This window comes from Haloferax sp. Atlit-48N (assembly GCF_003383015.2).
Lineage (GTDB): Archaea > Halobacteriota > Halobacteria > Halobacteriales > Haloferacaceae > Haloferax > Haloferax volcanii.
Window position 1 is genome coordinate 1,577,906 of the sequence record NZ_CP137689.1, and the last position, 17,142, is coordinate 1,595,047.

Annotated in this window: 12 protein-coding genes; 6 read left to right on the plus strand and 6 right to left on the minus strand. The window is 68.7% G+C overall.

What is annotated here, in order from left to right; genetic code table 11:
* Window positions 1-2 precede the first annotated feature (2 nt).
* From DEQ67_RS08525 to DEQ67_RS08540, 4 genes are all read right to left on the minus strand, one after another.
* Window positions 3-1,133, minus strand: a complete 1,131-nt coding sequence (locus DEQ67_RS08525) for a pyridoxal phosphate-dependent aminotransferase (RefSeq protein WP_115802691.1) — start codon at window positions 1,131-1,133, stop codon at window positions 3-5.
* A gap of 70 nt (window positions 1,134-1,203) precedes the next feature.
* Entirely contained in the window at window positions 1,204-2,007 is an 804-nt protein-coding gene (locus tag DEQ67_RS08530; RefSeq protein WP_115891225.1) for a helix-turn-helix transcriptional regulator, read from the minus strand.
* Between the two features lie 222 nt (window positions 2,008-2,229).
* The gene (locus DEQ67_RS08535) at window positions 2,230-2,751 is read right to left on the minus strand and encodes a GIY-YIG nuclease family protein (RefSeq protein WP_006600216.1); all 522 of its coding nucleotides are present in this window, start codon (window positions 2,749-2,751) and stop codon (window positions 2,230-2,232) included.
* Window positions 2,752-2,773: 22 nt separating this feature from the next.
* Window positions 2,774-3,205, minus strand: coding sequence for a DCC1-like thiol-disulfide oxidoreductase family protein (locus tag DEQ67_RS08540; protein WP_006600215.1), 432 nt, complete (start codon window positions 3,203-3,205; stop codon window positions 2,774-2,776).
* Between the two features lie 105 nt (window positions 3,206-3,310).
* On the opposite strand from DEQ67_RS08540, the gene DEQ67_RS08545 reads away from it, so the two are divergent.
* The 6 genes from DEQ67_RS08545 (at window position 3,311) to DEQ67_RS08570 (ending at window position 13,355) form a co-directional block, all read left to right on the plus strand.
* On the plus strand, window positions 3,311-5,662 hold the full coding sequence (locus DEQ67_RS08545) for a DEAD/DEAH box helicase (RefSeq protein WP_115891224.1): 2,352 nt from the start codon (window positions 3,311-3,313) through the stop codon (window positions 5,660-5,662).
* A gap of 127 nt (window positions 5,663-5,789) precedes the next feature.
* Window positions 5,790-6,947 carry an alpha-1 4-glucan-protein synthase gene (locus DEQ67_RS08550; RefSeq protein ID WP_115891223.1) on the plus strand — a complete coding sequence of 386 codons (1,158 nt, stop codon included), beginning with the start codon at window positions 5,790-5,792 and terminating at the stop codon, window positions 6,945-6,947.
* Between the two features lie 123 nt (window positions 6,948-7,070).
* Complete coding sequence (locus DEQ67_RS08555) at window positions 7,071-8,237, plus strand: iron ABC transporter substrate-binding protein (protein ID WP_004063130.1); 1,167 nt, start codon at window positions 7,071-7,073, stop codon at window positions 8,235-8,237.
* Window positions 8,238-8,249: 12 nt separating this feature from the next.
* Window positions 8,250-9,845, plus strand: coding sequence for an ABC transporter permease (locus DEQ67_RS08560; protein ID WP_004063129.1), 1,596 nt, complete (start codon window positions 8,250-8,252; stop codon window positions 9,843-9,845).
* The gene (locus DEQ67_RS08565; RefSeq protein WP_006600211.1) at window positions 9,835-11,007 is read left to right on the plus strand and encodes an ABC transporter ATP-binding protein; all 1,173 of its coding nucleotides are present in this window, start codon (window positions 9,835-9,837) and stop codon (window positions 11,005-11,007) included. Before DEQ67_RS08560 ends, DEQ67_RS08565 begins: the two co-directional genes overlap by 11 nt.
* Window positions 11,008-11,009: 2 nt before the next feature.
* Window positions 11,010-13,355, plus strand: a complete 2,346-nt coding sequence (locus tag DEQ67_RS08570; protein ID WP_115859749.1) for a glycosyltransferase family 39 protein — start codon at window positions 11,010-11,012, stop codon at window positions 13,353-13,355.
* Between the two features lie 78 nt (window positions 13,356-13,433).
* On the opposite strand, the gene DEQ67_RS08575 is transcribed toward DEQ67_RS08570, so the two are convergent.
* A complete protein-coding gene (locus DEQ67_RS08575) occupies window positions 13,434-14,732 on the minus strand; it encodes an MFS transporter (protein ID WP_188148667.1) in 1,299 nt (432 codons plus the stop codon).
* Between the two features lie 306 nt (window positions 14,733-15,038).
* The gene (malA, locus tag DEQ67_RS08580) at window positions 15,039-17,072 is read right to left on the minus strand and encodes an alpha-amylase MalA (RefSeq protein WP_304999674.1); all 2,034 of its coding nucleotides are present in this window, start codon (window positions 17,070-17,072) and stop codon (window positions 15,039-15,041) included.
* Between the last annotated feature and the right edge of the window lie 70 nt (window positions 17,073-17,142).

Sequence of the window (17,142 nt, forward strand, 5' to 3'; positions counted from 1 at the left end):
CGTTACTCGTCGAGGTCGTCGAGCGCGTCACCGAAGGCTTCGAGGCCGGTTTCCATCGCCTCGGGGTCGCCGCCCAGCGAGATGCGGAACGACTCCGGCGCGTCGAAAAATCGGCCGGGAACGACGAGGACGCCGCGGTCCCACGCGGCGTCGACGACCGCGTCGCCGTCGGCAGTGGCGTGGTCGAGGAAGGCGAACGTCCCGCCGGCGTGGATGCGCCCGTCGAGTTCGTCGCGGTCAGCGACGAACGTCGCCAGCAGGTCGTGGTTGGCCGAGAGGTGTTCGCGGGCGGCGGCCTCTATCTCGTCGCCGTGGTGGAGCGCGCGCCGGGCGAGTTTGGTGCTCGGCTCGGCGACCGCGGGCAGGTACATCGACGCCGAGCGGGCGCGCTCGACGACCTCCTCGGGGCCGATAATCCAGCCGACGCGGAGGCCGCCGAGACCGTAGAACTTCGTCAGCGACCCGGTGACGACGGTGTTGTCGAGGCCGGACGCCGTGGTGCCGCCGAAGGGACCGTCGGCGGCGGGGTCGACGAAGGGCGCGTACACCTCGTCGACGAGGAGGTAACCGCCGGCGTCGGCCGCGGCCGACGCGACTTCGGCGAGTTCGGCGCGCGGCGTGAGTTTCCCCGACGGGTTGTGGCGGTTAGTGACGATGGCGTAGGCGAAGTCGTCGGTCGACGCCCCGTCGAGGCGGTGCGGTTCGAGTTCGTAGTCGTACTCCGGCGGCCGGACGAAACGGTCGACGCGCGCGCCGAGCGCCTCCGACGTGGCCACGAGCGGCTGGTAGCCGGGCTTTTCCACGAGCACCTGCGGGCGCGAGGCGTCGGAGTCGTCGTCGCCGTCTTCGTCGTCGCCGGACGCAAGTTCGAGAAGCGCGCAGGCGGCGAGGAAGTTCGCGTTCGTCGCGCCCGCGGTGACGAGGACCGACGACTCGGAGACGCCGTAGCGCGCAGCGAGCTGACCGCTGAGCGTCGCGTCTTCGGGGTCTGAGCGACCGGCGAGAACCGGCGGGACGAGGTCGTCACCGCGCCGGGAGGAGCCGAGGTCGCTCGTCGCGAGGTCGTGGGTGGCCTCGTCCACCCGGTCGACAATCCACTCCAGATAGGGGATTCCAGGAAACGTTGCCGTCATTGGGACCCCTTCGCGGCCGCCCCCGTAAGTCGTTGGGGTCTCGGGAACATCGGCTGCCGGCGGCGGGTCGTCAGGGTTCGTCGCCCGGCGGCCGGGGGAGCGGCGAGGCGTCCGACCGCCAGTCTTCGATGCGCCGGCTGGCCCACGACACCGCCGGCCGCGAGTCGTTGTAGATGACGCCCGCGAGACCTCGCTCGGAGTACGCGACCAGGAACGCGACGGGGCCATCCGGGAGGTCCGAAACGACGAGGCCGTACGGAAGCGCCGCGGTCGACCGAAGCGAAAAAGAGTCAACCGACCACGCCTCGGCGAGTTGCGGTCGGTAGGCGGTGACGAGGCGTTGGACCACGTCGTCGGTGGCGACGATGTCGACCGGCGTGCCGTCGTCGACGACGGCCCGATAGTAGGCGTCGACCTGCGAGGGGAACGCTCCCCGGACGCACCCGCGGACCGACTCCGCCTCCTCGACGAAGGACGTGAGCTTCGAGAGCGCGGGCCCGGGGCCGCCGTCGGCGACGGGGACGACCTCGCAGCCGTCGAGGAACACCGGCGCGAGCGGCGCGTCCGAATCGAGCGCGTCGAGCACCGCGGCGGCGGCGTCGATGTCGTCCAAGCACTCGACGAACTGCGAGTACGTTTCGAGCGCCATGCGGCCGGCGAGCGTCGAGTAGTGGACGGCGTCGCGCGTCTCGACGAAGCCCGCGCGCTCTAGCTCGCGGAGGCCGCGGTCGACGGTCGACCGCGACACCGGGAGGTCGCTCGCGAGTTCCGCGGTCGTTCGAGACTGTCGAACGACGGCCTCGAGCACGTCGGCCCGCGACGCGAGCACGTCGAACACCCCGGCGACCTCGGACCGAACCATGTCGAACTGCATGAACGTGTCACTACTTAAGTCACAGGAGAACCCGCCATCAGCATATAAACAAACGAATCGTTTTTATACTCGAAATCACTGACTGAGTGAGTGATGCGATGGGTGAAGTAAAGCGTGTAGCCGGAGTATGGAGGTACGCCGGGGTGCCTCTGACAACCGGCTTATCGTTCGAACCGGGGTGCCCGGTCCGGTTCGGACGTCAGAAGGGGAAGACATTCCCCTTCACATTTTGCTTCGAAACGCTGCTTCGACGAGCGGCGTCACCGTCTCGACCGAGTCGCCGCGCGCGAGGTGCGCGTCGCACGAACAGTCCGACGAGCCGAAGCCGTCGATTGGGGCCGAACCGAGCGACGACGCGAGTTCGGTCGCGACCGCACACTCCACGTCGCGGTCGGTGAGGCAGACGACGCGCGCGAGGTCGACGGCCGGATGGCCGCCGAGGTAGTCGACGTGCCAGTGGCGGGCGTCGTGGTCGCCGGCCGCGACGCGCCGGTGGCGGCGGACGCGGCGTAAGCCGCCGGTTCCGAACGCGCTCCCGACGTAGACGTACGCACCGGCCGGAAAGCGGTGTTCGCCCAGCGCGCCGACCTCGACGGTCGCCTCGGGCGCGTCGAAAACGAGCGCGTAGGTTCCGACGGGCGACCGAGAGCCGAGCGCCAGCGGGTCGTCGTCGGTGCCGAGGGCAGCGGGGTCGAGGGAGTGTATCGTCGGCGCGTCGTCGGTGGAGTGGTTCGGTTCAGTCATCGGTCGGAGTGCGTCGCCCCGGCTACGAAAGTTCGGCGGGTCGTGGCTCGGCGTTGTCGAGGAGGGGCGCAAACAGGGCGGCTGCGTCGGGTTCGAGGTCGTAGACGCTGTGGACGTCGTCGGGGTCGCGGCCGCGGCCGCTGGCGACGCCGACGACCTTGGCGATTCTGTCGTAGTTGTCGCGGACGAGACTGCCGAGGAGTCCGGGCATTCCGGCTCGGTCGGTGAGTTCTTTGGCGGCGGCGCGGCCGGCGTACACGCGCCCCTCCCGGCGGTCGACGAAGACCATGGCGAACGGCACGTCCGCGAACTGGGCGTCGAGAAACGCCTGCGCCGCGTCGTCGTACCACGAGATAGCTTCCACGTCGTCGAGGCGCTTCAGCGCCGACGCGGCGACGGAACAGTAGGCGCACTCGCCGTCGTAGATGAGCACGGCGGCCGCGGACTCGTTCATATCTTCCGTCGGGACGCGAAGAACAAAAACGGCGCGGCGGGCGTGCCGTGTGCTATCAGTTACGGCCTGCGACAGCGTTAGGGCGACCACGTCCGCAGTAGACGTGTGGACGACCTCATCGAGTGGCTTCGGACCAGACCGTACTACGAGGGGCAGATTCGGTCCCGCCGCCGGTTCGAGGCGCGCGCGCCGGCGTTCGCCGGCGTGGACCTCGAACCGCGGTTGGCGTCGGCGCTCGAAGACCGCGGCATCGACCGGCTCTACCGGCATCAGGCCGAGGCGGTCGAGGCGGTCCGCGACGGGGACAACGTCGTGTTGGCGACGCGGACCGCGAGCGGCAAGAGCCTCGCGTACACCGTGCCGGCGTTCGAGCGGGCGATGGACCACGGCGGGCGGACGCTCTATCTCGGCCCGCAGAACGCGCTCGTCGCCGACCAACTCGACACGCTGTCGGACCTCGCGCGCGGCCTCGGCTTCGGCAGTCGCGTCTCGGTCGACCAGTACACCGGCCGGCTGTCGAAATCGGAGAAACGCGAGGTGAGAAAGCGGATGCCGACGGTGCTGCTTTCGAACCCCGACATGGTTCACTACGCGCTGCTCCCGCACGCCCACCGGCTGTGGGAGTGGTTCTTCTCCTCGCTGGAGACGGTCGTCATCGACGAAGTCCACGGCTATCGCGGGGTGTTCGGGAGCCACGTCGCCCTGCTCATCCGCCGACTCAAGCGCGTCTGCGAGCGGTTCGGGGCCGACCCGCAGTTCGTCTGCTGTTCGGCCACCATCGGCAACCCCGTCGAACACGCCGCGCGCATCACGGGCGAGCGGGAGGACTCCTTTACGCTCGTGGACGAGGACACGAGCGGGACCGGCGAGACCAACTGGCTCCTCTGGAACCCCCCGGAGTACGAGAACCCCGACGCCGGCGGGTCGGGGCGGCGGCGCTCGGGCCACGTCGAGACGAAGAACCTCTTCGTCGACCTCGTCGCGCGCGGCCACCAGACGCTGGCGTTCACCCGCGCCCGACAGGCCGCCGAGCGGTACGCCTCCGAGAGCGCGAGCGACCTCCGGAGTCGCGGCGAACACGACCTCGCGGGCGAGGTGGCGGCGTATCAGGCCTCGCTGACCCACGACCGACGACGGGAGATAGAGGACGGCCTCCACGACGGCGACATCGCGGGCGTCTGGAGCACCAACGCGCTCGAACTCGGCGTCGACGTGGGCGGCCTCGACGTGGTGCTCATCGACGGCTACCCCGGCACGAGGATGTCCGCGTGGCAACAGGCCGGGCGGGCGGGCCGCGGCGACAGGCCCGCACTGGTCGTCCTCGTCGGCGGCGAGGACCAACTCGACCAGTACCTCATGAACCACCCCGCCGAGTTCTTCGACGGCGACCCCGAACGCGCCGTCTCCGACCCGGAAAACGACCATCTCCTCCCCTCACACGTCGCCTGCGCGGCCGCGGAAAACTGGCTCTCGACGGAAGACGAATCGAAGTTCGGCGCGCCGTTCCCCGGTATCGTCTCCGACCTCGAAGCCGACGGGACGCTGGCGCGCCGGGAGACGGACGACGGCCTCCGGTGGACCCACGACGGGGGCGAGAGCCCGCAGCACGCGATGAGCCTCCGGACCATCACCGACCGCGAGGTGCAACTGATGGACTCGCGGAACGACGAGACCATCGCCACGCTGGCGTTCGACGACGCGCTCCGGGACGCCCACCCCGGCGCGGTCTACCACCATCAGGGCCAGACGTACGAGGTCGCGGAGTTGGATTTGGACCGCGACGTGGCCCGGCTCCGGCCGACGTGGGCGGACTACTACACCCGCGTCCTCCACGACAAACACATCACGGTCGAGCGGGACATCCTGTCGAAACCGCTGTCGGCGCGGTCCGACGTGGAGGTCCGGTTCGCGGAGGTGACGATGCGAAAGCAGATAACGGGGTTCGAGCGCCGCGACCCGAAGCGGGGGACGACCATCGGCCAGCAGCTACTCGACCTCCCGGAGACGAGCCTGCGGACGAAGGCGCTGTATTTCACCGTGCCCGGCGACGTGGAATCGGAGATGCGCGAGCTATCGAGCGACCGCGCGGAGGGCCGCGACTACGGCTTCAACGGCGGCATCCACGCCGCCGAACACGGGATGATTTCGCTGTTTCCGCTCCGACTGCTCTGTGACCGCGGCGACATCGGCGGGCTCTCGACGCCGTACCACGCCCACACCGACCAGTCGACCATCTTCATCTACGACGGCCACCCCGGCGGGGTCGGCATCATGCGCGCCGGCTACGACATCGTCGAGGGGCTGATGCGCCAGACGGCCGAGTTGATTTCGGACTGCGACTGCGAGGACGGCTGTCCCTCCTGCGTGCAGTCGCCGCAGTGCGGAAACGCGAACGACCCGCTGGCGAAAGCCGAGGCGGTCCTGCTGTTGGAGTCGCTGACGGGAACGCGAGCCTAAAGCGGGCGGTCGGGCGTGAATCGCCCGCCCTCGTCGGCCCGACGGAGTAATTATCACTACATCGGCATTTCAGGGCCGCTATTTCGAACCAACAGCTATTTTTGGGTTGCCTAAATCCATAGGAGCAATGAACGCGGATATCTGTGTTATCGTCCCGACTATCCGGGAGTACGAGTGCATGCGGGCGTACTTCGACAACGCGCGGGCACACGGTTTCGACCTCGACCGGCTGTTCGTCCTCCTCGTGACCGAGGACTTCTGCGACACCGAGGGGATGGCGTCGATGCTGGACGACGAGGGGATTTCGGGCGCGGTTTTCGACGGGACGGCCCGCGAGGAGTGGTACGACGACCACGACATCTCGGAGTACTCGCATCTCGTTCCGGCGGCGAGCCACGCCCAGACGAGCTTCGGCCTGCTGTACGTGTGGGCGCACTCCGAGTTCGACTACGGCGTCTTCATCGACGACGACACGCTCCCGCACGACGAGTGGGACTTCTTCGGTCGCCACATGGCGAACCTCGACCGCACCGACGAGGTGGAGTCGGTGTCGAGCGACGAGCGCTGGGTGAACGTGCTCTACCAGAACGCCGACGAACACGGGCTGTACCCCCGCGGGTATCCCTACTCCGCGATGGACGAGACGGTCGAGACCGGGACGCGCGAACTCCGCGACGTGGTGGCCTCGCAGGGGCTGTGGACGAACGTCCCCGACCTCGACGCGGTCCGCATCCTGATGGACGGCGACCTCGAAGGGCAGGCCCAGACTCGGACGGACTTCGACGACTTCGACGGCGACTTCGTCGCCGAACCGGGGCAGTACCTCACCGTCTGCTCGATGAACCTCGCGTTCGAGCGCGAGGTCATCCCGGCGTTCTACCAGCTCCCGATGGACGACAACGAGTGGGAGGTCGGCCGCTTCGACGACATCTGGTCGGGCGTGTTCCTCAAGCGCGCCGCCGACGTGCTCGGGAAAGACATCGTGACGGGCTACCCGCTGTGCGAGCACAACAAGGCCGCGCGGCCGACGTTCGACGACCTCAACAACGAGGTACCGGGTCTCGAACTCAACGAGCACCTCTGGGAAGTCGTCGACGCGGTCGGCGGGGACGCCGACAGCTACGCCGGCGTCTTCGAGGCGATGGCCGACGCCCTCGCCGACGGCGACTGGTCCGACTACCGCAACGGCGACTTCTTCAACTACGTCGGCGAGCACATGCGCGACTGGCTGGACTGCCTCGACGCGCTCGCCGCACCGCGGGCCGCCGCGCCGGCCGACGACTGAGTGAGCGACGGCGAACGCCACCCCGCGCCGCCGCGGGAGAAAGCTGACCCGTGGCCCGCGATTCGGCCGCTTCGCCCGACGAATCGGTAGGTATAAATGGTTTAGGGAGACCTAAATTCACATATGCACGAACGCGACCGAGAGCCTCGCGGCCACAGTCGTCGGCGGTTCATCGCGACGACGGCGGCCCTCGGGGTCGGCGCACTCGCCGGGTGTACCGGCGGAAGCGACGAGGAGACGGAAACGACGACCGAATCCAGTACGAACGAGTCGGTCGGGCAGATTGGGTCCGGGCGCTCGCCGTTCGGTGACCGCGACATCACCGGCGGCGTGTCCGTCACGGAGATGCCGGACCTCTCGGGCGAACTCACGCTCTACTCCGGGCGCGGGCAGGCGCTCGTCGGTGAGCTTATCACCTTCTTCGAGGAGTACTACGACGACTTCACCATCCGCCCGCGGTACAACTCGGCGGCCGAACTGGTCAACCAGATTCAGACCGAGGGGCAGAACAGCCCCGCGGACGTGTTCTTCTCGGTCAACGCCGGCTCGCTCGGCGCGCTGAAGGACGCCGGTCGCACGCAGGACCTCCCGAGCGAGGTGCTCGACCTCGTCCGCGACGAGTTCCACGACCCCGACGGCCAGTGGACCGGGACCTCCGGTCGCGCCCGGACCGTCCCGTTCAACACCGACCAGTTCGACGAGTCGGGCATCCCCGACGACATCATGGCCTTCCCGGACACGGAGGCGTTCCGCGACAACATCGGCTGGGCACCGACGTACTCCTCGTTCCAGGCGTTCATCACGGCGATGCGCGTCCTCGAAGGCGAAGACGCCACGAGAGAGTGGCTCCAAGGGATGCAGGACCTCGGCGTCACGGAGTACAACAACGAGTTCCTCGTCTCGCAGGCCGTCGCGGACGGCGAAATCAACGCGGGCTTCGCCAACCACTACTACATCCAGCGCATCCTCGCGGGGCGGCCGAACGCGCCGCTTTCGACCGCGTTCACCGCGGGCGACGCCGGCTCGATTTTCAACGTCGCGGGCGCGCTCGTCCTCGACACCGCCGACGACACCGAGTTGGCGAGCAACTTCGTCCGCCACCTGCTTTCGGCCGAAGCGCAGGACTACTTCGCGCGGACCACCTTCGAGTACCCGCTGGTCTCGGGCGTCGACCCCATCGGCGAACTGCCGAGCATCGACGAACTCAGCCCGCCCGAGGGGCTCGACCTGACGCAGCTTTCGGACCTCGAAGGAACCGTGGAACTCTTGCGTGAGGTGGGCGTTCTCTGAGGTAGCTCACTCATGGCGACCGAACAGCAGACGGGGACCGGTGGGGGAGACGACGAGCAACCGCTCGGCCTGACCGTCGCCAGCGGGGCCGTCGCCGCCGCGGTCGTCGTCCCGCTGTTGTGGCTCGTCAGGACCGCGCTCGACGTGGGGTTCGCCGAGGCGGTGGCGCTCGTCACCCGGCCGGCGACCGTCGAGGTGTTTCTGAACAGCGCCGTCCTCGTCACGCTCGTCACCGCCGCGTGTATCGGTCTGGGCGTCCCGCTGGCGTATCTCACCGTCCGGACCGACCTGCCGTTCAGACGCTTTTGGACCGTCGTCGTCTCGCTCCCGCTCGTCATTCCGAGCTACATCGGCGCGTTCGCGTTCGTCTCGGCGTTCGGCCCGCAGGGCGCGTTTCAGCGGCTGTTAGCTCCCCTCGGTATCGAGTCGCTCCCGGAGATTTACGGGCTACCCGGTGCCGTTTTAGTGCTGACGCTCTACACGTACCCGTACGTGTTCATCACCACCCGGGCCGCGCTGAAGTCGATGGACACCACGCTCATCGACGCCGCGCGGACGCTGAACCACAGCCGCTGGGAGGCGTTCAAACGGGTGACCGTCCCCCAGATTCGCCCGGCGGTCGCCGCCGGCTCGCTCCTGGCGGCGCTGTACGTCCTCTCGGACTTCGGCACGCCGGCCATCATGCGGTTCGACGCCTTCACCCGCGTCATCTACGTCGAGTTCGGGACGTTCGGCCGCGACACCGCGACGCTCCTGTCGCTCCAACTGGTCGCCGTGACGCTCCTCATCCTGACCCTCGAATCGAAGATTCGGGGCGACGAGCGCACGACGACCGGCGGGCGCTCGGGAGCCCCGATGCCGCTCGGCCGCTGGAAGTACCCGGCGCTCGGCTTCGCGGCGCTCGTCGCCACCGTCGCGCTCCTCGTCCCGCTCGGCATCCTCTTTACGTGGCTCGCGCAGGGCGTCGCCGCGACGAGCGGGTCGCTCGCGTTCCAGCCGGAGTACGCGCTCAACTCGGTCCTCGTGGCGGCCGCGACGGCCGGCGCGGCGACGCTCGCCGGCCTCCCCGTCGCGTACCTCGCCGCCCGGCACCCCTCGCGGCTGAGTTCCGTCTTCGAGCGCGCGACCTACGTCGGCTACGCGGTGCCGGGCGTCGTCCTCGGGCTGGCGCTCGTCTTCTTCGGCAGTTCGTACGCGACGCCCATCTACCAGACGCTCTACCTCCTCGTGTTCGCGTACGTCATCCGCTTTCTCCCGCAGGCCATCGGGTCGCTCCGGGCGTCGTTCCTCCGGGTCGACCCCGCGCTCCCGGAGGCGGCGCGGACGCTCGGCGAGACCCCGTCGGGGGCGTTCCGTCACGTCACGCTCCCGCTCGTCGCGCCCGGCCTGTTCGGCGGCGCGGCGCTCGTCTTCCTGACCACGATGAAGGAACTGCCCGCGACGCTCCTGCTTCGCCCCTCGGGGTTCAGCACGCTCGTGACCCACATCTGGACGGCCTACGAGCAGGGCTACTTCGGTCAGGCCGTCGTGCCCGCGTTCATCCTGCTTTTCGTCTCCGGGCTCTCGATGCTCGTCATCATCACCCAAGAGGGATACGATGTCAAATAGCACACTCTCGACCACCGACCGCTCGAACCGCGCGGAAGCCACCGACTCCGAGACCGACGACGCGGACGCCGGCGGCGTCCTCGAACTCGACGGCGTCTCGAAGTCCTACGGCACCGAGTCGGTCATCGACGACCTCTCGCTCAGCGTCGAGGAGGGCGAGATTCTCACGCTGCTCGGGCCGTCGGGCTGCGGGAAGACGACGACGCTCCGGCTCATCGCCGGCCTCGACCGCCCCGACGGGGGCGAGGTCCGGCTGAACGGAAACGTCGTCTCCGGCGGCGACACCTTCCGCGCGCCCGAAGAGCGCGGCGTCGGCGTCGTCTTCCAAGAGTTCGCGCTGTTCCCGCACCTCACCGCGGCCGAGAACATCGCGTTCGGCCTGAAGGACCTCAGTGAGTCCGAGCGCGACGAGCGCGTGGCCGACCTCCTCGACCTCGTGGGGCTGGAGACCCAAGGCGACAGCTACCCCGACGAGCTCTCCGGCGGCCAGCAACAGCGGGTCGCCCTCGCCCGCTCGCTCGCGCCGGAGCCGGCTATTCTGCTCCTCGACGAGCCGTTCTCGAACCTCGACGTGGACCTCCGCGTCCAGATGCGCGAGGAGGTCCGCCGCATCCTCAAGGAGGCCGGCGTGACGGCCGTCTCCGTCACCCACGACCAGGAGGAGGCGATGTCCATCTCCGACCGCGTGGCCGTGATGAACGACGGCGACCTCGAACAGGTGGGCGAACCGGAACAGGTGTTCCAACACCCCGAGTCGCGGTTCGTCGCCGGCTTCCTCGGCTACGCCGGGTTCCTGCCGGGACGCATCGCGGGCGACGCGGTCGAGACCGAACTGGGGACGGTCGACCGCGACCAGATTCACGGCCTCGCGCCCGAGTACGACGACACGGACATCGACATCCTCGTCCGCCCCGACGACGTGTCGGCCCATCCCTGCGACGGCGGCGGCGACGGCCACGGCAAAGTCGTCGGCAAGCGCTACCTCGGGCCGACAATCCTCTACGAGGTCGAACTTCACGGCGGCGACAATCTGCTGTGTATGCACAACCACGACGAGACCGTCCCGACCGACGGCTGCGTCGAGGTGACGCTCGACGCCGGCCACGAACTCGCGTGGTTCCCGCGCGAACAGCGCCCCGAGAGCGGCCTCTACTCGGACTGAGGATGGGCCGGCGAGACTCGAACACGGGCGGCTCCCTCCCGCTTGGCGAACGCGTGCGAGCCGCAGTCCGCGGACTCGCATTCGATTTTGACGGTACCATCGACATCGACCGAACCCGGACGCAGCGGCGACTCGCAGCGCTCTGTGTCTCGCTTCTGGTCGGGCTCGTCGTGACGTGGCTCGCGGTCGACCTCTTTCCGTACCACACCGTCAACGACGACGAGGGCGTCTACCTCACGCAGGCCGCGATGCTCCTCGAAGGCAAGCTGTTTCTCTATCCCGGCCGGCTGACCGAGGCCGTCAGGCCGTGGTTCTTCGTGGTACAGGAGACGCCGAGCGCCCCCGGCGGCGTCCAGCTCTACTCGAAGTACTCGCCGGCGGTGCCGGCGCTGTTCGCGGTCGGCCTCGCGGTCGGGCTTCCGAACCTCGTGTTGGGCGCTATCGCCGCGATATCCGCCGCGCTGGTCTACGCGCTCGCGGCCGACGCGTTCGACCGGACGATCGGCGTCGTCGCGGCGGGCCTGCTCGGCCTCTCGCCGCTGTTTCTCCTCACGTCGTCGACGTTCCTCGCGTACGCGCCGACGACGATGCTCAACCTCGGGTTCGCCGTCTGTTACGTCCGGGCCGCCCGCCGCGACTCCTCGGGCTACGCGGTCGTCGCCGGCGCGCTCGTCGGCGCGGCGTTTTTCGCCCGCCCCTACACCGCCGTGCTGTTCGCGCTGCCCTTCATCGCCCACTCGCTGTGGGCGCTGGCGACCGCCCGGCGCGCGGGGACCGGCTGGGTCGTCTTCCGTCGGTACGCCGCCATCGCGCTCCCCGGCCTCGCGTTCGTCGGCCTGACGCTCGCGTACAACGCCGTCGTGACGGGCGACCCGCTCACGTTCCCCTACATCGCCTTCGCCCCGCGGGACGGCATCGGCTTCGGAGAGCGGGCAATCCTCGGCTACGAAGTCGTCTACACGCCCGCGATGGGCGTCGAGACCGCCGCCGAGGCGCTCGACCTGCTCGTGACGCAGTGGGGGCCGATGGGCTGGCTCGGCACCGTCGCCGCGGTGGTCGGCCTCGGCGTCACCGCCCGCCGCTGGTGGGGCCACGAGACCGGCCGGAACCTCCGCGGGAGCGCGAGACGCCGCCACCACGGCCTCGGCGGCCGCGACCGCGCGTTCACCGAACTCTCCGACGACGCCCTCGCCTGCGTCGTCGCGGGCGTGTTCGCCTCGGTGTTCGTCGGCAACGCCGCCTTCTGGGGGACGCACAACGGCCTCCGAAACGGCCTCATCGACCTTCTCGGCCCGTTCTACCACTTCGACGCGCTCGTCCCGCTCGCGGTGTTCGGCGCGGCCGGCGTCGTTGCCGGCGCTCGCCTCCTCCGTCGGCTGGCCCACCGTCGCTTTTCGGCGTCGGAGGCCCGCGGCGTCGTCTTCTCGGTGCTTCTCGTGTCGGCGCTGTTCGCTGGCGGCGTGACGGTCGGCGCGGTCGAAGACCCCTACGACGAAAACCGGCTCCGAACTGAGAACCTCGCGGCGACCTACGAACCGCTCCTCGACGCCGGCTTCGAACAGCCGCCGCTGACCCCGTCCGTGCCGGGCGTCGATGCCGGCGGTCTCAGCGGTGGTGACAGCGGAATCGGACTCGGCGGTGGCTCGGCCGCGCCGGGCAACGAGACGAAGGCGCTCGTCTTCCACCCCGACCCGTACGGCGACTGGTCGGCCCATCCCTTCCAAGCGCTCCGCAACGACCCCGGCTTCGACGGCCCGGTGATGTACGCCATCGACGGCGGGGCCGAACGGGACCTCGCGGTCCTCGACGCGACGAACCGGACGCCGTATCGCTTCACCTATCGGGGGACGTGGACCGGAGCTGTTGACCCCGTCGAACCCGAACTGACCCGACTCGACGTGCTCGCCGGCGAGCGGGTCGACGCGACGACGACGCTCGGCGCGCCCGAGGGGACGAACACGGCGTCGGTCCGCGTCGAGACCGACGAGGGCTACGCCCGCTACGACGCGACGACGGCCGAGAACCTGACCGTCGAGTGGTCGGTCTCGTCGGCGGGCGTGGCCGTGACGAACCGCCCGCTGGCCGCCGGTCCAGAACGGCTGTCGGTTCCGGCGGGCGCGAGCGAGGTCGACCTCGTGGTGACCTATATCGGCGACTTCGGTGAGACGGTTACGTACCGACAGACCGCGACGGTCGAGCGCTCCGGCGACGAGGTGCGCGTCGTCTGGCCGCCGGAGACCCGCGTCTGCCGGCTGACCACCGACTGCGGGAGCGAGCGCGAGTGGGTCGGCCCCGACGGCGACTACCTCGACGGCGTCTCGGTCGAGACCGACGCGCGCGTCGCCTGAGGCGAGCGTCGAAAGCCGGCGGCTCGCGGGCAGTCGGGCGGGCGAAAAAAATGAAACGTCGCAGTCGCGGTCGGCGGCTCAGTCGTCGGCCGGGCCGGTCGAGCCCGACGAGCCGAGGAAGCCGTCGACGGTCGCGCGCTTCGCGATGTGCGGGCGGTACACCCACGCGTTCAGGAGGACGATGGGAACCATCGTCGCCGCGACGAGCGCGTAGCCGACGTGCAGGTTCGGCAGGAGCACCGACGAGTAGACGAGCGGGTAGGTGATGCCGCCGATGGTGCCGACGCCGCCGACGACGCCCGCGACGGCCCCGGAACTGTTGGGGAACATCGCGGGAACCTGCGCGAAGATAGCGCCCTCAGCGAACGCGCAGGCCATGCCGACCATGAAGCCGGCGGCCACCGCGACGAGGACGGTCCCCGAGAGGCCGGCGAGCGTCATCACGAGCATGGAGACGACGATGAACGAGAGCGCCACGAACGTCCACTGTTCGCGGTAGCGACCCTCGAACACGGGCAGAATGTCCATCTCCTTGCGCGCCAGCACGTCGCTGACGTAGCCGCCGATGGGCCGGAGCAGGCCGGCCGCGATGGAGAACGTGGCCGCGAATGTGCTCGCGAGAACGAGGTTGTCCGTGTTGAACGCCTCGCGGTAGTAGGTGGCGAGCCAGCCGTTCATCGAGAGTTCGAGGCCGAAGCTCATGACGTAGGCGAGCGCGAGCGCGACGGTCCCGTACCGGGTCGCGGTGTGGACCCACTGCTTGAGCGTCGCGTTGTCGGCGGTCGCCTGCCGGCGCTCCTTGCTCGACGCCGCCTCGCCGAGGACGTAGTAGGCGATTGCGAGCAGAATCGAGACGACGCCGGTGTAGAAGAACGCCGCGCGCCAGTTGCTCTGGAACAGGGGGCCGCTCCAGTCGGCCCCGAACACGCGGGGCAGGATGAGCGCGCCGCCGGCGGCCCCGGCGTTCCCGATGCCGGCGTAGATGCCCTCGGCCATGCCGAGGTTCTCCTCTTCGAACCACTCAGAGACGTGCTGGATGCCGATGACGAACGTGATGCCCGCCGTGGCGACGATGAGGCGCTCGACGAAGAACACGGTATAGCTCTCCGCGAAGGCGCTCGCCATCGAGAACACCCCGACGTAGCCGAGGACGATGGCGAACACCACCGGCGCACCGAATTTATCCGAGAGCCAGCCGGTGAGGATGCGGCCGAACGGTGCGAGCCAGATTGCCGCGCTCGCGAGGATTCCGATTTCGGCCAGCGAGAGGCCGAACTCCTCCGCCATCGGCCCCGTGAAGGGCGCGAACGAGAACCAGATGAGGAACGAGAAGTTGAACCCGATAGTGGCGAGAAGCAGCGTCCGCCACTTGGTCATCTTTACGAGTCCCATACGCTACCCCCCGAAGAACCTACACAATCGTGTACATTTCCACCATTTCCTTGCATTGGTTTGGACATCATGTAGCGAAACGCACAGGGCTATCATAGAAAAGTGCTGCCCACAATGAGCCATAAACACCTACCGAATGTTTAGAGAAATGAACTAGATAAGGAGAATATTATCGATATTACCCGATAATACATCCCGTTACGAGGTGGACATTCGTCCAAAAGTGTTCGGAGCGTATGAATCTGGTGGTGAGGGCCGCTCCGACTGGGGCGGTCCGTCAGCGAGCGGGCGTCAGGCGAGCGGGCAGACGACCACGTCGTCGACGCGGATACCGCCCTCGGCGGCGACCGAGTCGCCGGAGACGACATCGGTCGCGTCGACCGCGAGGTCACCGACATCGACCGTGGTCGCGCCGGGCGCGAAGTTGAGCGCACAGAGGTACGAGCCGTCGTCGTGGTCGCGGACGAAGGCGATGGCGCGGTCGGTGTCGGTCTCGTAGTCGATGCGGCGGAACGTCCCGTCGTACCGGAGCGCGGGCGTCTCGTCGCGGACCTCGATGAGTCGCTCGTAGTGCTCGCGGATGTCGTCGCGGGCGTGGTCCCACGCGAGGGCGTCGCGGCGGCCGCGCTGGCCGATTTCCTGGCCGCCGTAGATCATCGGCACGCCGGGGAGCGTAAACAGCGCGCCCGCGGCGGCCAGCGCCTCGTCCTCGCCGCACTCGACGATGTAGCGCGTCTCGTCGTGGTTTTCGAGGTAGAGCATGAACGCCGCGTGGTCGGGGAAGCCGACCTGCGTTCGCTGTTCGATGGCGTCGAGGATGCGTTCTGCGGGCTCGTCGCCGCGGCCGACCTGCCGGAGCGTGAAGTACAGCGTCGTGTCGAAGTGCATGTCGAACATGCCCTCGTGGAAGTCGGCGATGTAGGGGATGGTCTCGTCCAAAAGCAGGAACTCGGGGTCCTTCGCCTTCACGCGGTCCCGAATCTCCTGCCAGAACGTGTCGGGGACGGCCCACGCCATGTCGCAGCGAAAGCCGTCGACCACCTCGGCCCACATGTCCACCGCGTCGAGCAGGTAGCGCCGGACGTCGAGGTTCCGGTGGTCGAAGTTGGCGATGTACTCCCAGTCGAAGTACGTTCCCGGCTCGCCGTCTTCGCGCCACTCGTACCAGTCGTAGTACTCGGAGTCGGGATTCTTGTAGGCGTCCTCGAAGAAGGGGTGGTCCCGCGCGGAGTGGTTGAGCACGAGGTCGAAAAGCACCTTCATGCCGCGGTCGTGGGCGGCCTCGACGAACCGCTCGTAGTCCTCGCGGGTGCCGAGGTCCTCCGCGATGGAGTAGAAGTCCACGATGTTGTAGCCGTGGGGCGCGTGGTCGTTTTGGAGGACGGGCGTGAGCCACAGGCAGTCGATGCCGAGCGATTCGAGGTAGTCGAGGCGTTTTTCGAGCGCCTCGAAGGTGTTGTCGGCGTCCTCGTCGTCCGAGGCGTAGCCGCGGACGTAAATCTCGTAGAGCGTCACCTCCCGAGACCACTGCGGCGGGTCGTTGGGGCGGGAGACTGACGCGCTCCCCGCGCCGGAGCCGTCGGCGTGGCTCGTCACGTCGGTCTGGACCGCTTCTGTCTCCGCCTCGGCGAATCCGCCGTCGGCGGCGGCCTCGCGCTCGACGGTCACCGCGTCGGGGACGCTGTACGTCTCGTCGAGGGCGACCGCGTGGACGCGGAGTCGGTCTCCGACCGCCGAAAGCGGGACGCGGAGTTCCCAGCCGTCGGTCTCGACGGCCGCGTCGTCGACCTCGTCGCGGTCGTCGACGACGAACTCGACGACGAGGTCGTCGCGGTCGGTGTCGCTGTCGGGGTTCGGTTGCGGGTCGGCGCGGACGACGACCACGCCGTCTTCGACGGTCGCGTCGAGCCTGATGCGCGGGCGACCCCCCCGTCCCCGGTCGGCGTCCCCGATGGCGCTCCCGGAGCCGGACGCGCCGCCGCTGAATCCCGTCGGGCGCGCTGAGCCGCTCTGTCCGCTGTACCCGCTCATTCCGCTCATTCCGCTCGCGCCGCTTCTGGCGGAGCCGGCGGGCAGGTAGGAACCGGGGAAGACGCGGACGGTGAGCGTGTACGTCACGTCGGGCGCGTCGAGTTCGACCACGTACTGGCCGGCCGCGTCGGGCGTGAACTGCACGACTGCCGTGTCTTCGTCGAGTTCGAGGCTACTGGCGACCGGCGCGCTCCGAACCCGCCACGAGTAGTCGGCGTCGGGGTCCGGGTCGCGAGGCGCGAGTTGTACTGACTCGCCGACAGCCATGAACTGCGGCGGTCCTGGGTGTTGCATACTCACAATCAACGTGCCGGGTGACTTTGAGTTTACCCCTGGTGGGACCGGCGTTCCGGTGAGAGACGGG

What these genes read in the sequence shown, in the direction of transcription:
- DEQ67_RS08525 (WP_115802691.1), bottom strand. Translation starts at nt 1,133, where the DNA reads ATGACGGCAACGTTTCCTGGAATCCCCTATCTGGAGTGGATTGTCGAC.
- DEQ67_RS08530 (WP_115891225.1), bottom strand. Translation starts at nt 2,007, where the DNA reads ATGCAGTTCGACATGGTTCGGTCCGAGGTCGCCGGGGTGTTCGACGTG.
- DEQ67_RS08535 (WP_006600216.1), bottom strand. Translation starts at nt 2,751, where the DNA reads ATGACTGAACCGAACCACTCCACCGACGACGCGCCGACGATACACTCC.
- DEQ67_RS08540 (WP_006600215.1), bottom strand. Translation starts at nt 3,205, where the DNA reads ATGAACGAGTCCGCGGCCGCCGTGCTCATCTACGACGGCGAGTGCGCC.
- DEQ67_RS08550 (WP_115891223.1), top strand. Translation starts at nt 5,790, where the DNA reads ATGAACGCGGATATCTGTGTTATCGTCCCGACTATCCGGGAGTACGAG.
- DEQ67_RS08555 (WP_004063130.1), top strand. Translation starts at nt 7,071, where the DNA reads ATGCACGAACGCGACCGAGAGCCTCGCGGCCACAGTCGTCGGCGGTTC.
- DEQ67_RS08560 (WP_004063129.1), top strand. Translation starts at nt 8,250, where the DNA reads ATGGCGACCGAACAGCAGACGGGGACCGGTGGGGGAGACGACGAGCAA.
- DEQ67_RS08565 (WP_006600211.1), top strand. Translation starts at nt 9,835, where the DNA reads ATGTCAAATAGCACACTCTCGACCACCGACCGCTCGAACCGCGCGGAA.
- DEQ67_RS08570 (WP_115859749.1), top strand. Translation starts at nt 11,010, where the DNA reads ATGGGCCGGCGAGACTCGAACACGGGCGGCTCCCTCCCGCTTGGCGAA.
- DEQ67_RS08575 (WP_188148667.1), bottom strand. Translation starts at nt 14,732, where the DNA reads ATGACCAAGTGGCGGACGCTGCTTCTCGCCACTATCGGGTTCAACTTC.
- malA (WP_304999674.1), bottom strand. Translation starts at nt 17,072, where the DNA reads ATGCAACACCCAGGACCGCCGCAGTTCATGGCTGTCGGCGAGTCAGTA.